General features: G+C 40.4%; 21 protein-coding genes and 1 tRNA gene. 9 read left to right on the top strand and 13 right to left on the bottom strand.

What is annotated here, in order from left to right; all coding sequences use genetic code 11:
* The first annotated feature begins 152 nt into the window (after window positions 1-152).
* On the top strand, window positions 153-875 hold the full coding sequence (locus FJ709_RS14645; protein ID WP_226410758.1) for a DUF599 domain-containing protein: 723 nt from the start codon (window positions 153-155) through the stop codon (window positions 873-875).
* Window positions 876-969: 94 nt separating this feature from the next.
* Here FJ709_RS14645 and FJ709_RS14640 read toward each other — a convergent pair whose 3' ends face one another.
* A complete protein-coding gene (locus tag FJ709_RS14640) occupies window positions 970-3,858 on the bottom strand; it encodes a bifunctional diguanylate cyclase/phosphodiesterase (protein WP_226410757.1) in 2,889 nt (962 codons plus the stop codon).
* A 625-nt stretch (window positions 3,859-4,483) separates the two neighbouring features.
* Here FJ709_RS14640 and FJ709_RS14635 point away from each other — a divergent pair.
* Complete coding sequence (locus FJ709_RS14635; protein WP_226410756.1) at window positions 4,484-5,446, top strand: HNH endonuclease; 963 nt, start codon at window positions 4,484-4,486, stop codon at window positions 5,444-5,446.
* Between the two features lie 615 nt (window positions 5,447-6,061).
* Here the strand turns inward: FJ709_RS14635 and FJ709_RS14630 are convergent.
* The 5 genes from FJ709_RS14630 to rpsU all read right to left on the bottom strand — a co-directional run bounded on the left by FJ709_RS14630 (window position 6,062) and on the right by rpsU (window position 10,794).
* A tRNA-Ile gene (locus FJ709_RS14630) sits at window positions 6,062-6,138 on the bottom strand.
* 185 nt (window positions 6,139-6,323) lie between these two features.
* Window positions 6,324-8,162, bottom strand: coding sequence for an RNA polymerase sigma factor RpoD (gene rpoD, locus FJ709_RS14625; RefSeq protein WP_226410755.1), 1,839 nt, complete (start codon window positions 8,160-8,162; stop codon window positions 6,324-6,326).
* A gap of 147 nt (window positions 8,163-8,309) precedes the next feature.
* A complete protein-coding gene (dnaG, locus tag FJ709_RS14620; protein WP_226410754.1) occupies window positions 8,310-10,037 on the bottom strand; it encodes a DNA primase in 1,728 nt (575 codons plus the stop codon).
* A 90-nt stretch (window positions 10,038-10,127) separates the two neighbouring features.
* Window positions 10,128-10,571 carry a GatB/YqeY domain-containing protein gene (locus FJ709_RS14615; protein ID WP_226410753.1) on the bottom strand — a complete coding sequence of 148 codons (444 nt, stop codon included), beginning with the start codon at window positions 10,569-10,571 and terminating at the stop codon, window positions 10,128-10,130.
* Window positions 10,572-10,578: 7 nt separating this feature from the next.
* Window positions 10,579-10,794, bottom strand: a complete 216-nt coding sequence (gene rpsU / locus FJ709_RS14610) for a 30S ribosomal protein S21 (protein ID WP_006080725.1) — start codon at window positions 10,792-10,794, stop codon at window positions 10,579-10,581.
* Between the two features lie 311 nt (window positions 10,795-11,105).
* On the opposite strand from rpsU, the gene tsaD reads away from it, so the two are divergent.
* The gene (tsaD, locus tag FJ709_RS14605; RefSeq protein ID WP_226410752.1) at window positions 11,106-12,119 is read left to right on the top strand and encodes a tRNA (adenosine(37)-N6)-threonylcarbamoyltransferase complex transferase subunit TsaD; all 1,014 of its coding nucleotides are present in this window, start codon (window positions 11,106-11,108) and stop codon (window positions 12,117-12,119) included.
* A 58-nt stretch (window positions 12,120-12,177) separates the two neighbouring features.
* On the opposite strand, the gene plsY is transcribed toward tsaD, so the two are convergent.
* Window positions 12,178-12,789 carry a glycerol-3-phosphate 1-O-acyltransferase PlsY gene (gene plsY, locus FJ709_RS14600; protein ID WP_226410751.1) on the bottom strand — a complete coding sequence of 204 codons (612 nt, stop codon included), beginning with the start codon at window positions 12,787-12,789 and terminating at the stop codon, window positions 12,178-12,180.
* Window positions 12,790-13,031: 242 nt separating this feature from the next.
* Here plsY and folB point away from each other — a divergent pair, with 242 nt between their 5' ends.
* The 4 genes from folB (at window position 13,032) to FJ709_RS14580 (ending at window position 15,787) form a co-directional block, all read left to right on the top strand.
* Window positions 13,032-13,385 (top strand): dihydroneopterin aldolase, encoded by a 354-nt coding sequence (gene folB, locus FJ709_RS14595; protein ID WP_226410750.1) that lies wholly within the window; start codon window positions 13,032-13,034, stop codon window positions 13,383-13,385.
* 51 nt (window positions 13,386-13,436) lie between these two features.
* Window positions 13,437-13,949 carry a 2-amino-4-hydroxy-6-hydroxymethyldihydropteridine diphosphokinase gene (gene folK / locus FJ709_RS14590; protein WP_226410749.1) on the top strand — a complete coding sequence of 171 codons (513 nt, stop codon included), beginning with the start codon at window positions 13,437-13,439 and terminating at the stop codon, window positions 13,947-13,949.
* Between the two features lie 101 nt (window positions 13,950-14,050).
* The gene (locus FJ709_RS14585; protein WP_226410748.1) at window positions 14,051-14,851 is read left to right on the top strand and encodes an undecaprenyl-diphosphate phosphatase; all 801 of its coding nucleotides are present in this window, start codon (window positions 14,051-14,053) and stop codon (window positions 14,849-14,851) included.
* Window positions 14,852-14,944: 93 nt separating this feature from the next.
* Window positions 14,945-15,787, top strand: coding sequence for a putative RNA methyltransferase (locus FJ709_RS14580; RefSeq protein ID WP_226410747.1), 843 nt, complete (start codon window positions 14,945-14,947; stop codon window positions 15,785-15,787).
* 399 nt (window positions 15,788-16,186) lie between these two features.
* On the opposite strand, the gene FJ709_RS14575 is transcribed toward FJ709_RS14580, so the two are convergent.
* Together FJ709_RS14575 and FJ709_RS14570 are read right to left on the bottom strand one after the other, a co-directional pair.
* A complete protein-coding gene (locus FJ709_RS14575; RefSeq protein ID WP_124017059.1) occupies window positions 16,187-16,453 on the bottom strand; it encodes an Lpp/OprI family alanine-zipper lipoprotein in 267 nt (88 codons plus the stop codon).
* A 279-nt stretch (window positions 16,454-16,732) separates the two neighbouring features.
* Entirely contained in the window at window positions 16,733-17,959 is a 1,227-nt protein-coding gene (locus tag FJ709_RS14570; RefSeq protein WP_226410746.1) for a multifunctional CCA addition/repair protein, read from the bottom strand.
* Window positions 17,960-18,087: 128 nt separating this feature from the next.
* On the opposite strand from FJ709_RS14570, the gene FJ709_RS14565 reads away from it, so the two are divergent.
* Together FJ709_RS14565 and FJ709_RS14560 are read left to right on the top strand one after the other, a co-directional pair.
* Window positions 18,088-19,758 carry an ExeA family protein gene (locus FJ709_RS14565; protein ID WP_226410745.1) on the top strand — a complete coding sequence of 557 codons (1,671 nt, stop codon included), beginning with the start codon at window positions 18,088-18,090 and terminating at the stop codon, window positions 19,756-19,758.
* Window positions 19,758-20,840 carry a general secretion pathway protein GspB gene (locus FJ709_RS14560; RefSeq protein WP_226410744.1) on the top strand — a complete coding sequence of 361 codons (1,083 nt, stop codon included), beginning with the start codon at window positions 19,758-19,760 and terminating at the stop codon, window positions 20,838-20,840. Before FJ709_RS14565 ends, FJ709_RS14560 begins: the two co-directional genes overlap by 1 nt.
* 96 nt (window positions 20,841-20,936) lie before the next feature.
* On the opposite strand, the gene nhaD is transcribed toward FJ709_RS14560, so the two are convergent.
* From nhaD to FJ709_RS14540, 4 genes are all read right to left on the bottom strand, one after another.
* Complete coding sequence (nhaD, locus tag FJ709_RS14555) at window positions 20,937-22,184, bottom strand: sodium:proton antiporter NhaD (protein ID WP_226410743.1); 1,248 nt, start codon at window positions 22,182-22,184, stop codon at window positions 20,937-20,939.
* A 322-nt stretch (window positions 22,185-22,506) separates the two neighbouring features.
* Window positions 22,507-23,793, bottom strand: a complete 1,287-nt coding sequence (hemL, locus tag FJ709_RS14550) for a glutamate-1-semialdehyde 2,1-aminomutase (RefSeq protein ID WP_226410742.1) — start codon at window positions 23,791-23,793, stop codon at window positions 22,507-22,509.
* Window positions 23,794-23,820: 27 nt separating this feature from the next.
* A complete protein-coding gene (locus FJ709_RS14545; protein WP_226410741.1) occupies window positions 23,821-24,840 on the bottom strand; it encodes an aspartate carbamoyltransferase in 1,020 nt (339 codons plus the stop codon).
* A 121-nt stretch (window positions 24,841-24,961) separates the two neighbouring features.
* Window positions 24,962-26,071: a glucosaminidase domain-containing protein gene (locus tag FJ709_RS14540; RefSeq protein ID WP_226410740.1), complete on the bottom strand. Its 1,110-nt coding sequence runs from the start codon at window positions 26,069-26,071 to the stop codon at window positions 24,962-24,964.
* Window positions 26,072-26,077: the final 6 nt, after the last annotated feature.

Genomic DNA, 26,077 nt, shown 5'->3' with positions numbered 1-26,077 from the left:
CTTTAATTGAACTCAACTCCCGTTTTATTACTGATTCAAGGGGTCTTCTACTGCATCTTGGTACTAAATAATTATTCAAGCAGAAATAAAACTGGTGCATAATAAACGCTCAAATAAAAAATGTTTGATTCTGAGTTGCATAGGGAAAGTATATGATTGGTTCGCCACTGGATTATGTAGCGTTATTCACTTTTTTGATTAGCTGGATTGGTTATACTCGATTTTCAAAACATAAAGCTAAAACCGCCAATTGTATCGCCAGAGTGATGCATCAACAGCGTATTCATTGGATGACGCAAGTCATTGCAAAGGAGATTCGGGTGGGGGAAGCATCGTTATTAGCTAACCTTGAGCGCAACATAGCCTTTTTCGCTTCGACGACATTGCTTATTCTTGCCGGTGTATTAACGCTATTTTCGCAAGTTGAAAAGCTTGAAATGGTAATTGGTTCTATTCCTTTTTCTGTTTCGCCTAATCATGCATTGGTGCAAGTTAAGCTGGCCTTACTTGCGGGTATTTTCGTGTTGGCATTTTTCCAGTTTACCTGGTCGATGCGCCAGTATGGTTTTGTTAATGTAATGATTGGCGCAGCACCATTGGATAAAACGGGGACTGATATCAATATGCTCGGTTATGCAAGGCAAATGGCAGTGGTACAAGATCAAGCGGCCCATTCGTACAACTACGGCCTACGGTCTTACTATTTCGCTATGGCGGCTTTGTGTTGGTTCCTGCACCCGTTAGCGTTTATTTTTGCTAATTTATTTGTGGTTTATACCCTTTATCAACGTGAGTTTAATTCCCGCGCGGTTCAAGCTATTACCCTTGCTCAAGCACATTTAGAAAAAGACCCTGCATATAGAATGAATGAATAAAGCTAAGTGATAACCCTTTTAACACACAAAAGCCCATTTCAAATGGGCTTTTTATATTCTATTGATGGTAATTAAACAGGTATTGAGTTTAAGATTAAATCTTCCAAGCATTATCAGGTTTCCATTCATTTATCCATGCGGGAATATCTTCAGCAGGCATAGGCCTTGCAATACCATAACCTTGGGCTAAATCACAACCTAGCTTTAACAGGGCAGTGCCATGTTCTATCGACTCAACTCCTTCTGCAATGACTTCACGTTTGAACGATTTAGCTAAGGTTATCACCCCTTCCACAATAGCCAAATCATCCGCATCATGTAACATGTCCCGTATAAAGCTTTGGTCTATTTTAATTAACTTAGCGGGTAATCGTCTAAGATAAGTGAGGGATGAATAGCCTGTTCCAAAATCATCTAGGGCAAAGTTTACCCCTAGTGCTATACATGCTTGCATGGTTGAGGATACATGATTAACATCATCTAGGGCGCTCGTTTCCAGCACTTCTAGCTCTAAATAACGGGGCTCAACATCTGGATGGCCAGCTAACAGCGCAGCGAGTCTCTGGGTGAAGTCTTTTTGCTGTAATTGAACCGCAGCAATGTTTACGCTGGTACTAACAGTGAGATTAAGATTCATTTTTTGCCATTGGCCTATTTGTGTTAACGCACTATCTATAACCCATTCGCCCATTTCGATACTCATAGGATTATTTTCTATGGCGGGTAAGAACTCATTTGGGCTTAATAATCCTCGTTCAGGATGACGCCAGCGAATAAGTGCCTCAACGCCAATCACAGTACCAGTTTTCATATTCACTTTAGGCTGATAATAAAGTATAAATTGATGATTATCTAAAGCATAACGAATAGCATCAAGGTTTATTTTTTGCAATTTAATCGCATCGTCTTGGGCTGTATCAAAGAAATGGTAACGATTACGCCCTGACTCTTTAGCCGCGTACATGGCATGATCAGCATGACGCATTAGTAAATCAGCATCAGTATTATCTTGTGGGTACAGGGTGACGCCGATACTGGCTGAGACATTGAAAATAACATCACCAATGGTGGCAGGCTCAGAGGCCGCTAATAACAGTCGATCTAATACTGGCTTGCAATCTTCAACTATCGCTAAATCTGTTAATACAGCAACAAATTCATCCCCACCAATGCGGGCTAAGCTATCACTTTCGCGTAATGCATCTTTCATCCGCAAAGATAGTGCAATGAGTAACTCATCACCCACATCATGCCCATAGGCATCATTGACGGCTTTAAAACCATCTAAATCAAGAAATACTACCGCAAGTGACTTCCCATCACGCTTACAATGCAACATAGCTTGACCTAAGCGATCTGCCAGTAATACCCGGTTGGGTAAGTCAGTTAGTAAATCATAGTGGGCAATATGTTCCAATTGGTCTTGATATTGTTTCATTGGGGTAATGTCGTTACCTAAAGCAAGATAATGGGTCGTATTATCGTCTTTATCACGTACGGCGCTAATTGTTTTACTTTCAATATAGATGTCACCATTTTTACGTTTGTTCCAAAGTTCACCTGACCAGTAACCTTCATTTAATATTGCTTTCCACATATCAGCATAAAAACTGGCAGATTGTCGACCAGAGTGGAGAATGCGAGGGTTTTGACCTATTGCTTCTTCACGGCTATAGCCCGTCATCCGTGTAAAAGCCTTATTGACGTCAAGAATAAGTCCATCGGTATCTGTGATGGAGATTGACTCTTTGGCGTATGTAAAGACGCTGGCTGCTAGTTGAAGCTTTTCCTGTGAGTTGCGCCTAGCTGTAATATCTTCATAGACACCTACCATGCCGATAACAGCATTATTTTTATCGTGAATGGGTGCTTTAGACTTGTTTATCCAAAAAAACTCACCGGTAGGACTGATATAACTTTCTTCGTAGCTCAATTTTGGCACGCCAGAGCTTATGACCTGTTGATCATTTAATTGGTATTTGGCTGCTTGTTCTCCCCAGGCAAGTTCACTGTCAAATTTATCTATTATTTCATCAGGGCTTTTCACTCCGGCATTTATCGCAAATTGCGTATTACAGCCTAAATAACGTGATTGAGAGTCTTTCCAACAGATACTCATAGGAATGGCTTCAATTATGGTACTGAGTAAATTACGCGACTCAGACAGCTCTTCGTAGGGCTTTACTATGTTACTGATGAAGAAGCTTTTATAAACCATGCCATAGGCAAGAACTTTATAGATATGCCCTAACAAAGCATTGCTGTCATTCATTTCGGAATATAGCGTAAAGTAAATTTGGCTCATTGACATTAAGCAGACGGCTATTAATAAATTCACTACATCATAGGACTGTTCCTTGTGTATTGAATGAAAAAGTTTAATTGAAACAAGTAAATAAATAGCTGCTGAAAAATATTCGCTGATAATTTTAAATGAAGTTAATCCTTGGCCTTCAACAAAGGTACTTGGGAGTAATGAAGGGTAAAATAGGCCAATGGTGATGAGTATGCTGACCAACAGCAAAATAATAATCAATATTATCCAGTGCATTAGTCGTGTGGCAAGGGTACGCCAAGAAGACACGGAAACTACAATTAAGCTCAAGGCCGATAGGTAGCGGGCCATTAACCAAAAGTTTATCGTTTTCTCTGGACTGCTTGGGGTAATGAGGTCTGGCATTCCAGGAAAAGAGAGTACATGTAATAAATCCAGAACCGCTACACCGAGGAAGGAGCAGGCTAGGATAAGATGATTTCGACTGTTTTTATTGTTAGTTATATTTGCCCAAAAAATACCAAAAATCATTGCAGACACTATGATAGATAATAATTCCAAAAAAGTGTGCAGTGGTATGTAATTGGCAATACTTTCCAATATTGCAATAGGGGCCAATAACCAATTAATGGCCAGAATAAAGGCAAAGCAAAGCACTACCCACAAGGCAGACTTTATTGGTCGTTGATAATTCGTATGTATTTTCATCATTCAACCAGTATAGGATCTAGTTCCAACAATTAACAATTAAATAATAGTATTTATTTATCGTTAAATCATACTCTTAATCGCTAATTAAGATCCAATAAGGTGGTTTTTTGCTTTTTAAATTTTGCAATAACCTTTTCGCTCGATAGACCCTCACAATAGGAAAGCAACAAGCTGGTTCTCAGGCGGAATGGTCAAATTTAATCGATTATTACTGAACACTATAGTGGGACTTAGGGCGGGCTCTGTTGACCTGGTTATTGTTTCATCTAATGAGGTGATCACATTCAGACATTGGATTAGACAGGTATTAAAGCAACTTTGAGTAGCCTTTAATGCTTGGTAACGGATGCAAGAGTCAGATTAATGTCGAGAAAATTATCATTAAGTGCTCGATAACATAGGAATAACTATTTTTCTGATTTTGCCCCGATTACTTCCTTTGCTTCACCGTCTGCAATGATAGATAAAGTAAGTTAAAGCTCTAATTTACCTGCGCCATCACTTAATTAATAGATATTTCCAGTTGTTATTTTTAGCATGATTAACTTCATGAGATTGATATCATGACGTTAATATGTGTTTGATATATGATGTATTACGGACGATTTAAGAAGGATTTCGAGTGAACAGTTATTACGCATACCATGGACCTGATAATAAAACAGATTTTGATTACACTAATGGATATGGTTTTGAAAAAGAAACAAAATTAAAAAAATTAGAAATTGGTGATGAAGTATATATTGTGCAGGGTTTAAAAATTAAGGGAAAGCACTGCTTTAAACTATGTGGAAAATATAAGGTAATAGAGAAATACTATGATGAGAATTTTATAGGAAGAGAACATCGAGTTCGATTGTCTGATGCTAGTAAATTATCTTCATTTTTAAATATTGATGAGGATGATTGGAGTAATCGTCTTCCGAACAGTGAGCGAAAAGACCAGAAAACAAATTTTAAAAAACATTTCTGCTTTACTGGTGCGACTCTGCAATCTCCGCTTTCGCACGAGGTGATTTCTGTTATCGAACACTATTTGTCTAGTGGATCTAAGAGTGCGAAAGGCCCTACATCATTCTCAATAGCGCAAGGTGACCTTGTTGGTGACTTAAAAGTTATCGAAAATAGTGACCTGTCTGACTCAGAAAAAGAAATTTTAACAAAGGCTAGAGTTGGGCAAGGAAAATTCAAAAGTGATGTTATCAAAACATGGCAAGGTGAGAAGTGTGCAGTCACTTTAGTGAGCATTAAAGAAATGCTAATTGCATCGCATATTAAAGCTTGGAAAGATTGCGAAAATACTGGCGAAAGGCTTGATGGCGCTAACGGTATACTGCTATGTGCTCATGTAGATAAATTATTTGATAATCATCTAATCACATTTAAATGTAAAAATAATCGCTATTATTTAAATATATCAAATTCTGTAAATATTTCTCAGTTAAAAGGACTTGGTATCGAAAAAGGGATAGAGCTAGAAGTATCCCATTTAGACTTTAAAGCCTCAGAACGATTCCAAATATACATGCAACATCATAATCGTCTTTTTGCTGAAAAAGAATCAATCGATACTTCTAACACCTAAATCCTAGATCGCTGGGTCTGTCACATTAGTCAGGCCCACGCTTAAACTCCCATGATTTACACCCACTGGCTTCTCGCGTAAATTCTCGCCGCTAATATCTTGTCTTCGTCGATACTCCTGTCACTTTCTGTCTTCGCTTTTCAATCTAAGCTATTTTCGACGACAACGACAACAGATGTATTCAATTTTGTAATTTGAAGTCTGATTTCTTTTTTTTGGGGTTGGTGCGATTTGATTCACTCGACGTCATCTCCTAATCACTATCAAATTGCCTCTGATATGCGCTATAGCAGTAGAGTTCACGATATGAGTATGAATATCAGTCTGGGTTTGTTCGTCTTATTCGAGCTCGCGTTTGCTGGCAAGTGTAATGACTAACGAGATGGTTTTATATGATTTCATTTAGTTTTTTGTAAATGTAAGTGAACTTGATATTTTTGATTACTTCATAGATGGGTATGAGTAGTAATGTTCTGTCAATAATTCATATGGCAATTTTGTGGGTTAATTCTTGCTGATACTTTTCTGAGATTAATCAGCTAGAAGTATTACCGGAAATGGACCGGTCCTTAAACGAAAAAGACCCATGAATTTCTTCATGGGCCTTATCAGAATTGGTGGCCCCTCCCAGACTTGAACTGGGGACCTGACGATTATGAGTCGTATGCTCTAACCAACTGAGCTAAGGGGCCGACTTAAGATAGTCGTCACTACCGAAAGCGGGGGGAATTATACGAAGTTTATTCTTGCTTGTCACCCGTGATCTGCATTGAATTATAATATCTTGTTCTAATTGGTTATCTGTTAATCAATATGTCTGATTTTACAGATAAAAAAACCTGCCGAAGCAGGTTTTTTATTCATTCATTGTTAACGATTAATCGTCTAGGAATGATTTTAAGATTTCTGAGCGAGAAGGGTGGCGTAATTTACGTAACGCTTTTGCTTCAATTTGACGAATTCGCTCACGCGTTACATCAAACTGCTTACCCACTTCTTCTAATGTGTGGTCGGTATTCATGTCGATACCAAAACGCATACGCAGTACTTTCGCTTCACGGGCTGTTAAGCCTGCTAACACTTCGTGGGTCGCATTTTTCAGACTTTCGCTAGTCGCAGAGTCTAATGGTAGCTCGAGGGTAGTATCCTCGATAAAATCACCTAAATGCGAATCTTCATCGTCACCGATTGGTGTTTCCATTGAGATTGGCTCTTTAGCGATTTTCAGTACCTTACGGATCTTATCTTCAGGCATCATCATACGTTCAGCTAATTCTTCAGGTGACGGCTCGCGGCCCATTTCTTGAAGCATTTGACGTGAAATACGGTTCAACTTGTTGATCGTTTCAATCATGTGTACTGGAATACGAATAGTACGCGCTTGGTCAGCGATTGAACGAGTGATTGCCTGACGGATCCACCAGGTTGCATAAGTTGAGAACTTATAACCACGGCGATATTCAAACTTATCAACTGCTTTCATCAAGCCGATATTACCTTCTTGGATTAAGTCCAAGAATTGTAAACCACGGTTGGTATACTTTTTCGCAATAGAGATAACTAGACGTAAGTTAGCTTCAACCATTTCTTTTTTCGCTCGGCGGGCTTTCGCTTCACCGATTGACATACGACGGTTGATGTCTTTAATACCAGCAATAGTTAAGTCTGTTTCTTTTTCAATGACGTCAAGTTTATGAACACAACGATTAACGTCATCTTCTACCATACGTAAACCTTCGGCGTATGGCTTGCTGCTACCGACTTCTTTGATAAACCAATCAAGATTGGTTTCTTTACCTGTAAAGGCTTTAACAAAGTTCTTTTTCGGCATCTTAGCTTGTTCAACAACAAGTTTAAGAATTAGACGCTCTTGAATACGTACGCGATCCATCATGGTGCGCATGCTTTTTACTAAGCGATCAAACTGCTTAGGTACTAGGCGGAATTCTTTAAATAACTCACCAATGACGAAGAGTGAACCAATTGCTTCAGGGTGGTCACGTCCTTTTTCAGCAATAATGGCTAGGCTTTTCTCATAGGCTTCGCGTAATTGTGTGAATTTTTCTTTAGCTTCTTCAGGATCCGGACCTTTTGGACCTTCTTCTTCATCTTCATCGTCGTCGCTATCGTCATCATCGTCATCATCACTATCATCACTATCAGGGACTTCAGAACCAATGTTAGTGGCGGTAGGGGCGACGTCGTCATCGTCAGGGTTTACAAATCCAGAGATAATATCAGACAAGCGAATTTCGTCAGCTTCATACTGGTCGAATTGCTCTAAGATCATTGCAATGGCTTGTGGGTATTCACTCACAGAGCATTGAACGGTATTAATACCTTCTTCAATACGCTTAGCAATTACAATTTCGCCTTCGCGAGTTAAAAGCTCAACAGTCCCCATTTCGCGCATGTACATGCGCACAGGGTCGGTTGTACGTCCTAATTCACTTTCAACTGTGGCTAAAGCGGCCGCAGCTTCTTCCGCTGCATCTTCGTCTGTGTTGTCTTCCGACATCATCATGTCATCGGCGTCCGGTGCTTCTTCAAACACTCGAATACCCATGTCATTTATCATCTGGATAATATCTTCAATCTGATCGGAATCGACCATGTCTGCAGGTAAGTGGTCGTTCACTTCTGCATAGGTTAAATAACCTTGCTCTTTACCTTTAGCGAGCAACAGTTTAAGTTGCGACTGCGGAGTGTGATCCATAGATATCATCCAAGTTTGGGGAACTGAAATAACGACGGGACACTTAGCCTAGCTTAGTGTCGCGCAAATCGTCAATTATAGCTGTGTGGACTCATCTTAGCTAGTCCATGGCGTTGTTTTAACCGCTAAAGTTTGTATACTTCAGGGTTACTTCTCAACACCTTTCATTATTGAAATCAGCTTACTTAGCTGTACTTTCTCAGCTTTTGTTAAAGTTTGTTTTAGACTAAGTTCCTGATAGCGTTGTTCTATATATTGGTTAGTCAACCATATCAGGGTTTGTTTAAACTCGGTCAGCACATTTTCATCCGCCACTTGATGATCCCATTGGGCTAACTTAATTAGAGTGCTCTTATGTTGATGCTCTCTATGTATTTCAAGTAGTTGTGCGCTATTAAATTGCTGAGTTCGAGTTATTTCAAGCAAATGGTTAAGCAATTCAATGCCAGCCATTTGAATTTTGTTTAATGCAGGCTGCGGGGCAAGCCCAAAACCTAAACTGGGTTTTTGTATTAACAGTGCTATAGCTAACCTCAGTGGTGTGCCTCGGCCTTGTAACCCTTTTGCATTAAGCGGCTGCGGTTTTTTAACCGCAAAACCTAATTTTTTCTTTAAGTCATCGCTGCTGTTCATCCCCAGTTTATGGGACAAACTTTCCAGCAATAAATTTTGTAATACGCTGTCTTGTACTTTTTCAATTAAGGCTAGGGCTTGTTTAGCCAATGCGCCTTTATCTGTGCCGTGTGCATGACTTAATGTTTCAAATAGAAAGTCAGGTAACTGCATGGCTTGTTGCATTAAGGCTTCAAACGCATTTTTACCTATTTTTCGCACCATGGTGTCAGGGTCTTCACCCTGCGGTAAAAACATAAATTTTACCAAATCGCCCGGTTTCAATAATGGCAGCGCTGTTTCTAATGCTCGCCATGCCGCTTCGCGACCAGCTCTATCACCGTCATAGCAGCAAATGACCTCTTTAGCACTACGGACCAAAAGCTGAAATTGTTCAGCTGTAGTTGAGGTGCCAAGTGAGGCGACGGCATAATCAACTTCAAATTGTGCTAGCGCCACTACGTCCATGTAACCTTCAACAATTAATATTTGTTGTGGATCGCGGTGACGTTGCTTTAATTCGTATAAACCGTAAAGTTCATTACCCTTATGAAATATGGGCGTTTCTGGAGAATTCAAGTATTTAGGGGTACCTTCACCTAAAACTCTTCCACCAAAGCCGATAACTCGGCCACGTCTATCGCGAATGGGGAACATTAATCTGTCGCGAAAACGGTCATATCGTTTACCGCTGTCATTTTCTATTAACATGCCAGCAGTAAGTAGTTTATCCAGTGATGTTTGATTTTGACGGTAGCGGCTTAATAATCCGTCCCAGCCGTCAGGGGCAAAGCCAATGCCGAAGTGTTTAATAACATCTTCAGAAAGCCCTCTAAAATCAAGGTAGTCTAATACTTTTTGTTTGTCTTGATGCTGTCTCAGTTGGCTTTGGTAGAACAAGCTTGCTTCTTCCATTAACTGATATAAATCTCGACTGAGTCCATGATCCTGGCGTTTTGCATTGCCATTTTCTTGTGGAACATCTAATCCGAGTTGACCCGCTAGTTCTTCAATAGCATCAACAAATTCTAAGCGGTCATATTCCATTATAAAATCAATCGCATTGCCATGGGCACCGCAACCAAAACAATGGTAAAACTGTTTATCTCTGCTGACAGTAAAAGACGGTGATTTCTCACTATGAAAAGGACAACAAGCTGAATGGTTTTTACCAGCTTTTTTCAATGGTACTTTTCGGTCGATCAGATCGACAATATCTGTTCGAGCAATAAGTTCATTGATAAAATCACGGGGGATCGCCATTGATTGCTATATATTCTCGAAGTCACTTTATCAATTGATGTAAACAAACAAGCCGTGCAGGTGCACGGCTTATTCAACATTAACGCCTGATTACTTCAATTTTGTACGGATTAAAGCACCTATGGCACTCATATCAGCACGGCCCTGAACTTCAGATTTTAATGCTCCCATTACTTTGCCCATATCCGCCATGTTAGTAGCACCTACTTTTACGATTGTTGCGTCGATAATCGCCGCAATTTCCGTTTCAGTTAATGGTGTTGGTAAGAAAGTTTCAATTACTTGAATTTCATCCGCTTCTACTTGTGCAAGCTCTGGGCGATTCGCTGCTTCATATTGAGACATTGAATCACGGCGTTGCTTGACCATTTTGGTTAAGATAGCTATCACCTGTTCATCATTCAAGGTTTCGCGGGTATCCACTTCAACTTGTTTGATGGCAGCGAGTGCCATACGAATAGTACCTAAGCGCACCTTTTCTTTGGCACGCATAGCATCTTTCATCTGCTCTTTTAGCTGATCGATTAGGCTCATAATGAGATTAATATAAACGTACGCGACGTGCGTTTTCGCGAGAAAGCTTTTTAGCTAGACGTTTAACTGCAGCAGCTTTTGCACGCTTACGAGCAGTAGTTGGCTTCTCGTAGAATTCACGAGCACGCACATCCGCTAAGATACCAGCTTTTTCACAAGAGCGCTTGAAACGACGTAGAGCTACGTCGAATGGTTCGTTTTCACGTACTTTAATAATTGGCATACGCCATCACCCCTTAGGTGTAGTTGAGTTGGATATTAAATGTTTTAGTTTTTTAACTTAAACTTTTAAATAGCCAAAGGCTAATTAAAATGGTGCGGAATTTTACACCGAGGCAAGGGTCTTTGTAAACCCCTTGTTCTGATTGTCTGCACATCATCGGGCCTAATGACAATAACTAGTTGTTTTTGTGATTAGATCGGCGATCAAAAATGATCGGCGCGTATACCACTAAAGACGATACAGATTTTATCTGGAGAAAAATCGCTTCAAGCGCTAGAATTGGCCGCCTTATTTATTGAAAACGAGACATTATGCGCATTATTGGTATTGAAACATCATGTGATGAGACTGGCATCGCGATTTATGATGATCAGCAAGGGTTACTTTCTCACGTATTGTATAGCCAAGTAAAGCTTCATGCAGACTATGGTGGCGTAGTACCCGAATTAGCTTCTCGTGACCATGTGCGTAAAATCGTTCCGTTAATTAAGCAAGCTTTAGCTGAGGCTAACTCGTCTGTTAATGATATTGATGGGGTTGCTTTTACTAAAGGACCAGGCCTAATTGGTGCTTTGTTAGTGGGTGCTTGTGTTGGGCGTTCGCTGGCTTATGCCTGGGACAAACCCGCGGTTGGTGTTCATCATATGGAAGGGCATTTACTTGCCCCTATGCTAGAGGATGATGCTCCCGAGTTTCCGTTTGTGGCTTTGCTAGTGTCGGGGGGGCATTCAATGCTGGTGCAGGTTGAAGGAATTGGCCAATACCAAGTGTTGGGTGAGTCTGTTGATGATGCAGCTGGTGAAGCATTTGATAAAACAGCAAAGTTATTAGGCTTGGATTACCCAGGTGGGCCGCGTTTGGCTAAATTAGCCGCTAAAGGGCTTGATGTGGGGTATCGTTTTCCGCGTCCAATGACCGATCGTCCCGGGCTTGATTTCAGTTTTTCTGGCCTAAAAACTTTTGCGGCTAATACCATTGCTGCTGAGCCAAGTGATGAACAAACACATGCTAATATCGCTAGAGCGTTTGAAGAGGCTGTGGTTGATACGCTGGCTATTAAATGTAAACGTGCATTGAAACTCACTGGTTATAAACGATTAGTGATTGCTGGCGGTGTAAGCGCTAATACACGCCTAAGAGAGTCATTAGCTAAAATGATGCAGGATATGGGCGGAAAGGTATATTACCCTCGTGGCGAGTTTTGTACTGATAATGGTGCCATGATTGCCTACGCCGGTATGCAGCGCTTAAAAGCGGGCCAAATTGAAGATTTAGCGGTTAAAGGTGTACCTCGTTGGCCGCTTGATACCTTACCGGCTGTGTAATCTACGGGTAATCTTGTATTGTTTATATTATCAGAAAAGCTTAGCGTGTTTTAAACCGTTAAGCTTTTTTATTGCTTCTTTTACGGGTGAGCTTACTTTCTTCACCAATTCGTAAACGCTCAATATTATCTTTATGTCGAATTAATATCAGTGTTGATAACATTGCCACAGGAAGCACAAAACGCTCGTCTAATAGCCAAGTGTAGACCGGTGCCAGTAAAGCAGCTGCCATGGCTGATACAGATGAATAACGGGTAATAATAACCAATACTATCCATGTCGCGACTAAACACAGAGCAAGATCATGACCAATGGGAGCCATTGCACCAAAGGCAGTAGCGACACCTTTACCGCCTTTAAATTGAAAGAAGATAGGGTAGATATGACCTAAGCATGCTGCTACTGCAATAAAGCCTAGAGAGGCAGCATCTAATCCCATTAGGTAACTTAAATACGATGGGATAGCGCCTTTAAGCATATCGAAAAATAACACTAATATTGCAGAACTTGCCCCACCAATGCGTAACACATTTGTAGCGCCAGGGTTGCCAGAACCTTGCTCTCTTGGATCAGGTAAACCTCTCATTTTACAAACCAGTATCGCACTCGAGATAGAACCCGCTAAATAAGCGATTATTATCATCAAAATGGTCAAAGCTATGGTGTTCAAATTGGTTTCCTTACTCGTCTTAGGGTATTATCGCGCATAATTTTTTAATGCGCTGTTGCAAATCATTTTGCAAAAATCAAAAACGGTTCCTTGGTATGAATTAAATTCGTTACCTTTGTTTTTGTATTTGCTTATCCTACTGCTTTAAGCGTGCTGGCAAAAGACCAGATGGTGAGAATATCACTGTTTATCTGGAATTAATTTTGAACAAGGTCTCTTAAGGCTATTTTGTGGAGCTTCAGATGGATAAAGTGCTTATTCGGCAGTTAAAAATTGATACTGTGATAGGGATTTATGAATGGGAAAAAAAGATCCATCAAACTCTATTGATTGACTTAGATATGGCTTGGGACAATCGTTTAGCTGCGGCCAGTGACAATTATCAACACGCCTTGTGTTATGAAACCGTTTCAAATCGTTTAACTGCGCTGATCATTGAAAAACCTATTGAGTTAATTGAAACCGTTGCGGAGATGATTGCCCAGTGTTTACTGAGTGAATTTAACGTACCTTGGGTCAAGGTTGTGGTTATGAAGCCTGGCGCAGTGCAACATGCCGATTCTGTTGGTGTTGTCATTGAGCGTGGCAGCATTTAATTTTAGCTCATGACGAGTCACTTCTTAAAATAGCGTGGACGAATAAACTTAATGGCAAAGATTTATATCAGTTTAGGAACAAATATTGAACCTGAACAACACCTTAAAGCTGGCCTGTTAGATTTACAACAGCATTTTGGCCAACTATCTTTATCACGAGTGTATGAAAGTGAGTCTGTGGGTTTTAAAGGGACTAACTTTTTAAATATGGTCGCCAGTACTGACACTGATATGTCTATTGCAGAGGTTGTGGCTGTGTTTAAGATGATTGAGCAAACCAATGGTCGTATTCGAAGTGAGAAAAAGTTTAGCCCGCGTAGTTTAGACATTGATTTGTTACTTTATGACGACAAAGTGACTGTTCAGCCCGTTGAGTTACCTCGTGGTGAAATTTTATTTAATGCTTTTGTACTTTGGCCGTTGGCGGAGTTAGCACCTCATGTTTTACATCCTACTGTGGGTCTTTCGTATGAAACGCTTTGGCAGCAGTATGACAAACAGCAACAACAGTTATGGCCTGTTAATTTTGCTTTTCCAGCCCAATTACGGCATACAATTGCTTGAGCCTGAGTCTCTGTGCACGTGATGGTTAATTAATACTGCCGTAATTTAAGTGTATGTAAATTTAGTAAAAATACCAAAATGCAATCTAAACAAGGACAAGTATGGAATCGCTACAAGTTATATTTTTAGCTTTAATTCAAGGGTTAACTGAGTTTTTACCTATATCAAGTTCGGGGCATTTAATTCTTCCTGCTCAATTATTTGGATGGGAAGATCAAGGTCTCTCTTTTGATGTGGCTGTTAACACCGGTTCACTCTTTGCTGTAATTATTTACTTTCGCCTTGAAATTGTGTCGCTTACACAGGCGTGGACCAAGAGTTTGGTGACAAAGACTCAAACCCAGGAAAGTAAATTATCCTGGTGGATTGTGTTAGCCACAATACCTGCGGTCATAGTGGGTTTTTTAGCAAAAGATTTTATTGAAACACACTTACGCAATACGCTCGTTATTGCGATAACGACCATCTTTTTTGGGCTGTTGTTATGGGTTGCTGATCGCATGTCAAAGGCACAATTGAATGAATTTCAAATGGGTTGGAAAAAAGCGCTATTAATTGGTATTGCGCAAGCGATGGCATTAATACCTGGTACATCTCGTTCGGGTGCGACGATGACAGCGGCGCTAATGCTAGGGCTCACCCGTGAAGCCGCGGCGCGTTTTTCATTTTTAATGTCGATACCGGTTAGCTGCGGCGCAGCTATTTTAGTCATTAAAGATCTTGCCCAAAGCCCGCTACCAATTGACTATCAAGCACTAACTTTAGGCCTGGTGGTATCATTTGCTGCAGCTTATGTCTGTATTCACTACTTTTTAAAGTATATTAGTCAAATCGGTATGACCCCTTTTGTGATTTACCGACTAATATTAGGTAGCATACTGCTTGGTCTATTGTACCTATAGCCGATTATGTTAGTGAATAATGAACTAAACGGGTAAATTTACCCGTTTTTTATTGCTAGTTTTTATCTTCCCCATTAAAAGTTTATTTAAAATATGATGACCCTACCTTTAGTTTGCCCGACCTGTTCTCAACCATTGCATCAACATGAAGCTTCTAAAGGCTTTTATTGCGAAGCTAAACATCATTTTGACCGCCTTGAGCAAGGCTATTACCCTTTAGTAAAAGTGAAGGCGAAAACGCCGCAATCTTCTATTTCACGCCAACAAATGCGCGCGCGCCAATTTTTATTACAAAGTGGGGTTTTTCAGCCTTTAGTAGATGCGTTGCAACAAAAAATGTTGGCATTAACAGCAACTGCTGAAAATGAGCTCAATTGGCTTGATTACCAATGCGGTGATGGGTTTTATTTAACGCAAATACATCAATATTTAATGACACATGGGATAACCCAACCTATGGCGGTTTGGGGCGTGTCAGACGCCGAGAATGCCTTATTTGCAGCGTCCAAAGGTAACACGCCAGCAAGCTTGATTTTCTGCTCTACTAAGGTGCTGCCATTTGCCAATCAAAGTATGGACGTGGTGACCTTATTTGATGCACCTATCAAAGGGCAAGAATGCCTTCGAGTCTTAAAAGATGCGGGGCGTATAGTGTTAGTACAGCCCAGTAACCAGCATTTATGGCAAATTAAACAGCATGTTTATCCAGATTTAGTCGAGAAGCCATCACAACTTAATATCCCTAAACGTTTACTCATTGAGTCGCAGCAACAAGTCTCTTTTGAAATTGATGTTACAGGTGATCAAGCGGTTAATTTATTAGATAGCTCGTTGTTTGCTTGGCGCGCTAATGATGAAATTCGTCACCAAATTAAGTCATCACCAATCAGTGGCTTAAAATGTGAGTTTGATATGATAGTGCTAAAAAAGATCTAGGATACTAATCATGTTTTCGGGCTGGCCGTAACGGGACTTTTCTTAAATATTTTGCTATTGATAAAAAAGTGAACATTGTTCTGCTAGTTCGTTATTAAATGAGCGTTCGGCGTTAATGGGTATTGTGTTACAAATGACGTAAGAGCAAATAAGGAGAGAGTTGTGGCTATAGGTAAAGCTACTATCGCTGATAGATCCTTGTTTAGTGTGAGCTGACAATTTCACCTAAAATCTAAGTCTTCTGAATTCTAAGTCACTTACTATCTAATATACTCGTATAAAAACTTTAATAGCAGAAACAATTAAGGCTTGAAGTTGGTTCAAACTGGATACCAGTTGAACTACATTCAAGCCCTAATAATCAACCTATGGATATAAGCTAATTCTGTATAGCAATTCTTACTTTTTGTAAGAAGAAGCCATGTTGTCTAGACGGTCATTAGCACGTTTAGCTTCTGCTTGAGCGTCCATTGAAGCAGCTTTAGCGCCTTTAACATCAGCAGATAGTTTGCTTTGCTCAGACTTTAAAGAACCAACTTCTGCAGATAGTTGATCAACTTTGTTACCTAAGTTTGCAACGCTTTCTTCTAAAGCAGTAGTGTTAGCACAGCCACCTAGTAAAGCAGTCATAGCAACACCAGCAATCATCAGTACTTTCTTGTTCATGGGTAAATCCTTTAAAATATAGGTTGTAGTTTGGGCGCAAAAGCCTATGCCTTTGCAGCGGCGTAATTATGTCACACATTTTTTTTTATGCTATAGGCAAAAAGAAAAATGTTCCTCTAAAGTAGCTAAATAAATGAAAAATGCAAGTATTTAGGCATTTATTAGGTCTTTTCGTGCACAATATCGATGTCAATAGTGAAATATCCTAAAAACGTTGCAATAAAAACAGCTTTATCCTATTTTTGTTATTGTTTTTTATAAGCATTTTATATCGATTTTTCAGGTTTGAGCTTGCTTAAACTCGCTGACCTGCTCAATCCGCTTAAGTTGTAACTGTTGTTTAATTCCTGCACCTGTAAATCCTGCGGATATAATGTGTTGTACATCAATATTACTGGCTACTTTAAAACATGCGTTTAGATAGTGTTGTTGAGGGTAATCTGCATTTTCAAAGCCGGTTCTGCCGCGCATATCTGCGTGACAGCAAAGCAAAAGCTGCTTTAATCTATGTGGTTTACGCCAGAAGTCAGCTTTATCGAATATTTTGATAATGGTTTCGACGCGCAATTCTGCTGCATTGTGAATATTTTGATGCTGGTCGCTGACTAGCATGGCTAAATCACAATGCTCATTTGGCACACGCAAGCGTTGACATAGTCGTTTGATAATAGGCACACCTTTTTGACCATGACCATGGTGTTTGGGCAAAGTTTCTTTTGGGCTAACCGCTTTACCTACATCATGGGTTAATGCCGCAAATCGAACTGCTTTGTCGGTTGTTAGTAAGCTGGCTTGCTCCAGTACCATTAAAGTGTGAATACCAGTATCAATTTCAGGGTGCCACTTTTCAGGTTGTGGGATGCCAAACAAAATGTCAATTTCAGGTAAAATGACTTTTAGGGCGCCGCAGTCGCGTAATGTGTTGAAAAAAATTTCTGGGTTATCGCCACTAAGTACTTTATCTATTTCTTGCCATACGCGCTCAGGTGTTAAATGTGCTAGTTCGCCTGAAGCTGATATATGCTGCATTAAGATCTGAGTTTCTGGGGCGATAGTAAAGCCTAGTTGATGAAAGCGCGCTGCAAAACGTGCTACTCGCAATACTCTTAACGGGTCTTCAACAAAGGCATCCGACACATGACGCAGTACTCTATTCTCAATATCATTGACTCCGCCATAAGGGTCAAACAATTGGCCTGATGTATCTTCTGCAATGGCATTAATGGTTAAATCTCGACGAAGTAAATCCTGTTCTAATGTGACATCGTTAGAAGCATCGCAGCTAAAACCTTGATAACCGTTACCCGTTTTGCGTTCTGTTCTGGCAAGGGCATATTCTTGTTGGGTTTTAGGGTGCAGAAAAACGGGGAAGTCTTTACCCACTTGTTGATAACCTTGGGTCCGCATTTCGTCAACATTACTGCCAACCACCACAAAGTCCTTATCTTTGATGGCAAGGCCAAGTAATTTGTCGCGCACAGCACCACCGACTAAAAAGATCTTCATTTGACATCACTTTTAACTAATTGATGCTTTAAAGCTTACCAGAGTTAGATTTTTGCGGCTAACTTTTGACAAGCTCCCTCGCAAGCATTAACTTGAGCCGTCAGTTTTTGTTAAGGGTGCTAAGTAGTATGTATAAAGCTTTTTATGGATTAAATGATAATCCATTTTCCATTGCTCCTAATCCGCATTACATGTTCTTAAGTGATCGTCATCGAGAGGCTTTGGTTCACTTAACTTATGGCTTAGGCGAAACCGGTGGTTTTGTGTTGCTAACAGGTGAGGTCGGCACCGGAAAAACCACGGTATCAAGGTGTTTATTGCAACAAATACCTGAAAATACCGATACGGCTTTTATTCTTAATCCCTCTTTGACTGAGCAAGAGTTATTAGCGACTTTGTGTGATGAGCTGGGAATTACCTATGCAGATAATCCGAGTATAAAAAAACTGACTGATCTATTAAGTCAGTATTTATTGAATAATCATAAAAATGGCCGCAATACAGTATTGATTATTGATGAAGCACAGCATTTACGTTCTGAGGTATTAGAGCAGCTCAGATTACTGACTAACCTTGAAACCGATACTAAAAAATTATTACAAGTGATTTTAATTGGTCAGCCTGAATTACAGCAATTACTGAAACGCCAAGACTTACGCCAACTGGCACAGCGGATCACTGCGCGCTATCATCTTTTGCCCTTAGATGGGGCTGAGTTAGCTCTATATATTCAGCATCGTTTGCAAGTGGCTGGACGACATGAGCCTTTGTTTACCGCTAAATCTATCCGAAGATTACATCACTATAGTGGTGGTATTCCACGCTTAACTAACCTGTTGTGTGAAAGGGCATTAATGGCGGGTTACGGCCAATCAAAAGTGCCGATTGATCATAAAATGATTGATCAAGCCGCTAAGGAAGTTTTAGGCGATATAGAAGAAAGCAATAATAAGTTTTGGTATGGCGTGATTGCTGCCGCAGCATTAGTCACTTTTGCGGGGGCTTTTTATCTATTTAATCAAAGTAGCCAAGATATAAGTGTTGCCTCAGTGGCTACAATCTCAACGGCTAAAACACCAGATCTTCAAAACCAAGCTCAGCAGGCATTGGCTGAATTACCGACTTCAGAGACAACACAAGTATCTCCTCCAGCTGTGCCAGCCAATACCAGTGCATTGAATGCAGAGCAACGGGTGATGCAGCAAGCTATGATGCAAAGCCAAAATATTGATGTTGCCTTTGCGGCATTATTTGGTTTATGGGATATGCAGCCTATCAGTGAGCTATCGCCATGCCAGGCTGCGCTGCAGCAAGGACTAACATGTTATCAACAGCAAGGTAATTGGAATAGCATTATGCGTCTTAATTATCCTGTGGTCGTTTATTTGCAAGATTCAAAAATCACGCCTTTTTATGGCGTTATTGTTGAGCGCCAATATGAGCAAATTTTACTGCAATTGGGCGAGCAACAGTTTTGGGTAGGTAAGGATTGGTTTGATCGCCATTTTAGTGGCACGTTTGAAATACTATGGCAGTCGGAGCAAGCCATGCCAAGAGAAATAGGTCAAAGCTCACCACTAGCGCAAGTGCAGTGGTTAGAAAATAGCTTGGCGATGATTGAACAGCGCCCTGCACGTTTAATCAATCAGTTTGATAGTCAGCTTGAGCAGCACTTAATGTCGTTTCAACGTTTGCATGGTTTAAAGTCCGATGGCATAGCAGGTAGCCAAACATTAGTCCAAATCAACTTATATTTAAGCCAAACTGGACCAAGATTGACCGCGGCGGAGCGCCGATAATGTCGATACTATTGGATGCGGTAAGCAAGCAAAAACAACAATCAACGGGTGTGCATGACGCTATAATGACGCCGCGTCCGGTTTTACCACCGGTTAAACCCAAGCGACCAATGATTATGAAGCTAACGCTACTTAGCGTTGCAGTGTCGGCGGCCATTATGGGGGCGTGGGCTTTAGATACTTTGTTGGATGCATCTCATAAGCGGCCTCAAATAGTTAGCGATAACACTCAACAAGCCGCTATCGTGCCTGCTACTGCGCAACAAAAATCCGCTCCGCAAGTTGTTGCTTCACAAGCTTTGGAAGTGATGCCTGAGGCCAATGTTAGTGAGGAGTTTAGTTTAGCGGGTAAGGTCGCATTACCTATGGCTAAGCCTCTATTGGCAGCCATAGCAATGAACGACTCGCAACCTAGCTTGATGTATCAAGCATCAACTAACTCATTTAATGATAGCTCCCAGCAAGGGACTAATATGGATGATAAGCAGTTGTCGTTAACTCAATTACAACAACTTAGTCAGCAATACGATCAACAATTACAGCAGGCATATCAGCATTCTAATGTGATTCAAAACAATGATGTTGAAGAGATTGAGCCAATTATTCTAGGTGCTAACGCGAATCAACGTGGATTAAAAGAATTAGAAGCGTTGAAGTTACAAGTTAATATGGCTGCCAATGAAGTGGATTTTAAATCTGTGCGTCAACCGGAGAGTAATCGCGATGCCAACCGTGATAGTAATCTAGCAAGTGCTTTTGCGGCGGCATTGAAAGATGTTGAGTATGAGCAATCAGCAAACAAAGATGTTACTGAAGCCAAATTAGACCCAATTCCTCACCCAAAGCCACAAGGTATTCCGAAATACGGTGATCTGCCTGCCAGTATTCAGCTTAGCGTGCCTGAGTTTAATATTGTTGCTCATGTGTATTCAAGCGACCCCAATAATCGCTGGCTAAATGTTGATGGTAAAGAGTTACAACAGGGCGATATGATCCAGGGTAAATTAACTATTATAGAAATTCGCCCAAGAGATATTATTTTAGACATTAATGGCCAAGAGTTTAAAGTGCCGGCGATATAGGTATGAATGTGGTAAGAAAAAAGGCGCAACTAGCGCCTTTTTTGATCTTAACTCAGCTGATTTTACTGAAGCATAGCGGAGTTATTTATGTTGTGATTAGCCATGTAGATGATTAGCTAAAAATAACGTCAGTGAATATCCGACGCAATAACACAGTAATAACGCGGGAACGTATTTCAAGTAGCTCACAAAAGTCAGTTCTTGTACCTTACTCATCGCAATGATACCCGCCGCTGAACCTATCACTAATAACGATCCACCCACGCCCACAGAGTAAGTTAGTCCTAGCCACTGTGAGGTTGTTAATACTGGATCCGCTTTTAGTAAAGCAGCCGTTAGTGGCACGTTATCTAGCACAGCTGAACCTACGCCAGCAAAAAAGTTAGAAATACTTGGGTCATACATTGTATAGACTTCGGTCAATAAATGTAATGTGCCGATTTCTTTAAGCATGCCGACCAATAATAAAATACCAAGGAAGAACAACAGAGTATCGAATTCGACCTGACGGATGTATTCTAAAATCTGTACCTCTTCATCTTTAGATTTACTGCTGCGACCGACTAAAAACATCACTGATAAGCCTGCTAAGAAGGTCAGTACTGGCGGAATACCAAACAGCACGTTTAACACCATAGTTAACACGATTGTGGTTAAAAATATTAACCCAATGATGATATCAGTGGTCTGGTAAATTTGTGTTACGGGGGTAGTGTTAACAGAGCCTTCGGCCTTTAATGAAAACAATACCGCTAATAGCAGTACGCTAACAGAAGCTGGGATAAACAGTACTAGCAGTTCAGAAATATGCACTTTTCCTGCAAGGAAAATCATCAAAGTGGTCACATCACCGGTAATGAGCGCTACACCACCTGAGTTAACCGCAAATATAATTAGCACAGCCATACGACGACGCATTTGGCTGTCTAAGTTAAAGGTTGTTAATAAGCCTAGTGATACTAAGGTTGCGGTGACGTTGTCACAAAATGTCGAAAGGATTAATGAAAAAAATCCTACTTGCACCATCAGCACTCGCACAGAAACCTGCTGTGGAAAGATTTTTTGCACTATCATTTGGATCATACCTTTGGCATTCAGATAGGCAACAAAGGTCATTGTGGACATTAAAAATAGCCATAATGTGGCAATTTCTAATAAGTTTTCATTTAACTCTTCTGAGATAATGGCCGTTTGTTCAGGAGACTGAGCGGCAATAAATAAGGTTATCCAGGAAATACAGCCTAAAAATAAGGTAGTTTTGGCTTTATTAATGTGAGTAACTTCTTCAAGCACAATACTTAACAGCGCAAGTATTGCAAGTGAGATAAGAAAGGTATGTAGCATGACTGCAATTCCAACTCTATGTTGTAGGTAATTAACATCATTACCGTGAATTTTTGCTAACTTAATTTAGGCCTGTTTTAAGGTTAAATTAAGCTTCCGGTAGGGCGGTGCGATCAAATCACACAACAGGGAGTTTCGCAACTGAGATCACAGTTATTTTGTCAATAATCGACCAAAGTAGTGGATAAAAAATGATTACAGTGAAGATAAGTAGGAATTTGTTAATACAAATAAAAAATAGGATAAACAACTTAGTTATTTATCCTATTTTTGTTATCAGCAGTCTGTCTAAGCTAAAATAGACTTAAACGATGAGACTGATTTATTTCATTGCCGCAAAAATACGGTCAACAGCGGCTAGAGTATATTCAATTTCAGCATCACCATGGGCCATTGACATGAAGCCTGCTTCATAAGCACTCGGCGCCAAATAAATACCTTCATCTAACATAGCATGATAAAAATGACGGAAGTGCTCCATGTTGCATTTAGTCACTTGAGCAAACGAAGTCATTGGCGTTTTATCTTCAGTGAAGAAGAAACCAAACATGCCGCCTACATAAGTAATATTTAATGGTATACCATGCTTGTCTGCTGCAGCTTTGAAGCCCTCAGCCACGCGTTTAGTTTTATCTGCAAGCGCTTGGTATAAACCAGGCTCACATAATGCATCCATTTGGGCTAAACCTGCTGACATTGCAATAGGGTTACCAGACAAGGTACCAGCTTGATAGACAGGGCCGGTTGGAGCAATGAACTGCATGATATCTTTACGGCCACCAAATGCGCCTACAGGCATGCCACCACCAATTACTTTACCAAGTGTGGTTAAGTCTGGCGTTACGCCGTAGTACCCCTGTGCACCGCTCATAGAGACTCGAAAACCTGTCATAACTTCATCAATGATCAGCAAGGCACCAAATTCATCACAAATAGCACGCAAGCCTTGCAAGAAACCTTCAATCGGTGGAATACAGTTCATGTTGCCAGCAACGGGCTCAAGGATGATACAAGCGATACTTTCTGGGTTCTGCTCAAATATAGCGCGCACAGAATCAAGGTCGTTATAGGTTGCGGTTAAGGTGTGCTTAGCAAAATCTTCTGGAATACCAGGAGAGCTTGGTTGCCCTAGAGTTAATGCGCCAGACCCCGCCTTCACTAATAAGCAATCAGCATGACCGTGGTAACAGCCTTCAAATTTTAAAATATTGTCACGGTTAGTAAAACCACGTGCTAAACGGATTGCACTCATGGTGGCTTCAGTACCAGAACTGACCATACGAACTTGTTCTATTGATGGCACCATTGAAATGACTTTTTCAGCCATTTTGACTTCAAGCTCTGTCGGTGCACCAAAAGATAAACCATTTTCAACAGCATCTAGTACCGCTTGGCGAATTTTAGGATGATTATGGCCTAAAATCATCGGTCCCCATGACCCGACATAATCGATATATTTTTTACCATCGGCATCATAGATATAAGCACCGTCGGCTTTTTCGATAAATAATGGTGAACCACCAACGCCGTTAAATGCGCGAACTGGCGAGTTTACGCCGCCTGGAATGGTTTTTTTAGCCTGTTCAAATAGTGTTTCGGAACGGGTCATCTTTAATCCTTAATTTATTGCTGCTGATTAACGATCAGCTTTACGTGAATACCAGTTAACTGGGCACTCATATTTTTCGAGTTGATTTTCAACACCTAAAGTTAATGCAAACAGTGCCATGCGGATCAATAAACCATTGTCGGCTTGACGAAAAATCGCCAAACTTGGGTGACTATTTAAATCATTGTCCAGTTCATTTGCCTGTTCACGAGAGTCCCGTGGCAAAGGATGCATGATCACTGTGTTTGACTTGCAATGTTGGGTGTAAATATTGTGATTTAAACGGAATTTACCCCGATACTTGTTGGCTTCTTCCTGTGAAGGGAAGCGCTCTTCTTGAATTCGGGTTAAATAAAGAATATCCGCCTGATGTAAATTACCTTCAAGTTGTTCGGTTATTTTGATCTTATGGCCAGCATTTTCAATGTCAGTGATCACATAGTCAGGCATTGCTAATTCAGTTGGTGAGATTAATGTGAACTGAATGTTTTTATACATGCAAAGTAAACGTGACAGCGAATGCACTGTTCTGCCGTATTTTAAATCGCCGACCATCGCAATATGCATACCATCAATGCCCATGCCTGAATGACTGAGTTCTTTTTTAATGGTAAATAAATCCAGTAATGCCTGTGTCGGATGCTCATTTGGACCGTCACCACCGTTAATTACCGGTACTCGACTGCCTTCAGCAAACTCTTTTACTGAGTAGGCATCTGGGTGGCGCATGGCGATCACATCAGAATATGTCGATAACACGCGAGCGGTGTCATATAACGATTCACCTTTAGATAGCGAGGAAGACGCCATTCCTGTTGTTTCACGTACATGTCCACCTAATAGATTAAATGCACAGCCAAAGCTGACACGGGTTCGAGTGCTGGGTTCAAAAAATAAGTTACCCAAAATCGCACCTTCTAATACTTTAGTGCGTTTTTCACGCAAAGCATAGGGAGTCATTTTGTTAGCAACATCAAAAATAGTGGCAATTGAATCCAGATTTAACTGGTTTACGGAAAGGATATGCGAACCTTCGAACTGAGTCATCAGCCTGATTTCCAATGTTTAGGGGGTAAATCACTGACTTTTAGAAGCAGTTAATCTACCCAAGTTATGTAGGGGGGCTGAGACGAAATTGTAGCAGACTATTTTGTACAGATAAACTAGCTTACGGATTACCTGTCATCAAATGAATGGGATCATCGTCAGATAAATAAGCCTCATCAACTTGTTCTAATTGGTTGTAGCTAATCATGTTGCGCAGACCGTCAATATAAGCCTGACCACGTTCAGAATACTTATCTAATGTACCAGCAAGTTCAAGACCGGTAATGGGCTGATTGTTTCGCCTAAATTTAGCGCGTAAATTACGCAGTTCTTGATAGGCATCATGGGTGTTGATATTGATTAAATAACCTATAACGGACTCAAGTGGCGAATCAAAACGCGCGATACCGTAATTACCTAATTCTGTGCGTTGCTGCTTAGGCATCATACCATTACCGCTAAAGTCCCATTGACCAAAAAAAGCGTTACCTTCAACGGTAAAACGTGATGTTGCCCAGCCGCTTTCTTCTGCAGCCTGTGCTAATACTAACGAAGGAGGCACAATATCAACTCTATTAAGTAGAGTCGCTTTTTGTTCATCGGTTAGAGTTGTCTTGCTATCTAATACGGTCGAGTCAATTACTTTATATTTTTGAGCTAACTTCAATACTGTGTCGTCGTCGTTAGCGCTAATTTCAATATATCGCCGTTCTAGCAACATTTTTTCATTACTGAGTAAAATGAGTGGCGCCATTAAGCGAAAGAAAATCATTTTCTTTTCATCAACCGGAATGTTATGGGCGTTTTGCTGCCATTTTTCAGTGACGGTTTCAAAGGTCAAACGAGGAACTTCGCGATTACCTTGCTGCCAACTTTTCGAGTTATAGTTAATTGAATCAAATAAGTTTTTGATATTGTCTAGAGAATACACCAGCACTTTTTTAGGTTTTTTTGTAGGGCGATTATCTGAGATTAAAGCAAAACTATTTTGCAATTGATCGGGTAAGTTATCAGCAAACTCAGTTAAAGGTGCAACCTGAATGTCTAATGAGGAAGTTTGATCATTATTGCTAGCTTCAATTTTTGTCGCCACGGTTGCTATATGCTTAGCTGAGTCGCGCTCATCGTTTTTTGATGTGGTATTTTGTGCTGATATTATGGCGACATAAATTATTATAAATAGGGCCAATAAGCACACAAATGCCAATACTCTTTTGCTTATTATCTTCATATATTT

Source organism: Shewanella glacialimarina, from assembly GCF_020511155.1.
Classification (GTDB): Bacteria; Pseudomonadota; Gammaproteobacteria; order Enterobacterales; family Shewanellaceae; genus Shewanella; species Shewanella glacialimarina.
This window is presented reverse-complemented; position numbering and strand designations above follow the sequence as displayed.

Coding starts and splice junctions, on each gene's coding strand:
- FJ709_RS14580 (WP_226410747.1), top strand. CDS start 14,945: ATGATGACCCTACCTTTAGTTTGCCCGACCTGTTCTCAACCATTGCAT.
- FJ709_RS14545 (WP_226410741.1), bottom strand. CDS start 24,840: ATGACTCAGTTCGAAGGTTCGCATATCCTTTCCGTAAACCAGTTAAAT.
- FJ709_RS14565 (WP_226410745.1), top strand. CDS start 18,088: ATGTATAAAGCTTTTTATGGATTAAATGATAATCCATTTTCCATTGCT.
- rpoD (WP_226410755.1), bottom strand. CDS start 8,162: ATGGATCACACTCCGCAGTCGCAACTTAAACTGTTGCTCGCTAAAGGT.
- rpsU (WP_006080725.1), bottom strand. CDS start 10,794: ATGCCAATTATTAAAGTACGTGAAAACGAACCATTCGACGTAGCTCTA.
- FJ709_RS14585 (WP_226410748.1), top strand. CDS start 14,051: ATGGAATCGCTACAAGTTATATTTTTAGCTTTAATTCAAGGGTTAACT.
- nhaD (WP_226410743.1), bottom strand. CDS start 22,184: ATGCTACATACCTTTCTTATCTCACTTGCAATACTTGCGCTGTTAAGT.
- FJ709_RS14575 (WP_124017059.1), bottom strand. CDS start 16,453: ATGAACAAGAAAGTACTGATGATTGCTGGTGTTGCTATGACTGCTTTA.
- tsaD (WP_226410752.1), top strand. CDS start 11,106: ATGCGCATTATTGGTATTGAAACATCATGTGATGAGACTGGCATCGCG.
- FJ709_RS14640 (WP_226410757.1), bottom strand. CDS start 3,858: ATGAAAATACATACGAATTATCAACGACCAATAAAGTCTGCCTTGTGG.
- FJ709_RS14645 (WP_226410758.1), top strand. CDS start 153: ATGATTGGTTCGCCACTGGATTATGTAGCGTTATTCACTTTTTTGATT.
- dnaG (WP_226410754.1), bottom strand. CDS start 10,037: ATGGCGATCCCCCGTGATTTTATCAATGAACTTATTGCTCGAACAGAT.
- FJ709_RS14570 (WP_226410746.1), bottom strand. CDS start 17,959: ATGAAGATCTTTTTAGTCGGTGGTGCTGTGCGCGACAAATTACTTGGC.
- FJ709_RS14615 (WP_226410753.1), bottom strand. CDS start 10,571: ATGAGCCTAATCGATCAGCTAAAAGAGCAGATGAAAGATGCTATGCGT.
- folK (WP_226410749.1), top strand. CDS start 13,437: ATGGCAAAGATTTATATCAGTTTAGGAACAAATATTGAACCTGAACAA.
- FJ709_RS14540 (WP_226410740.1), bottom strand. CDS start 26,071: ATGAAGATAATAAGCAAAAGAGTATTGGCATTTGTGTGCTTATTGGCC.
- hemL (WP_226410742.1), bottom strand. CDS start 23,793: ATGACCCGTTCCGAAACACTATTTGAACAGGCTAAAAAAACCATTCCA.
- folB (WP_226410750.1), top strand. CDS start 13,032: ATGGATAAAGTGCTTATTCGGCAGTTAAAAATTGATACTGTGATAGGG.
- FJ709_RS14560 (WP_226410744.1), top strand. CDS start 19,758: ATGTCGATACTATTGGATGCGGTAAGCAAGCAAAAACAACAATCAACG.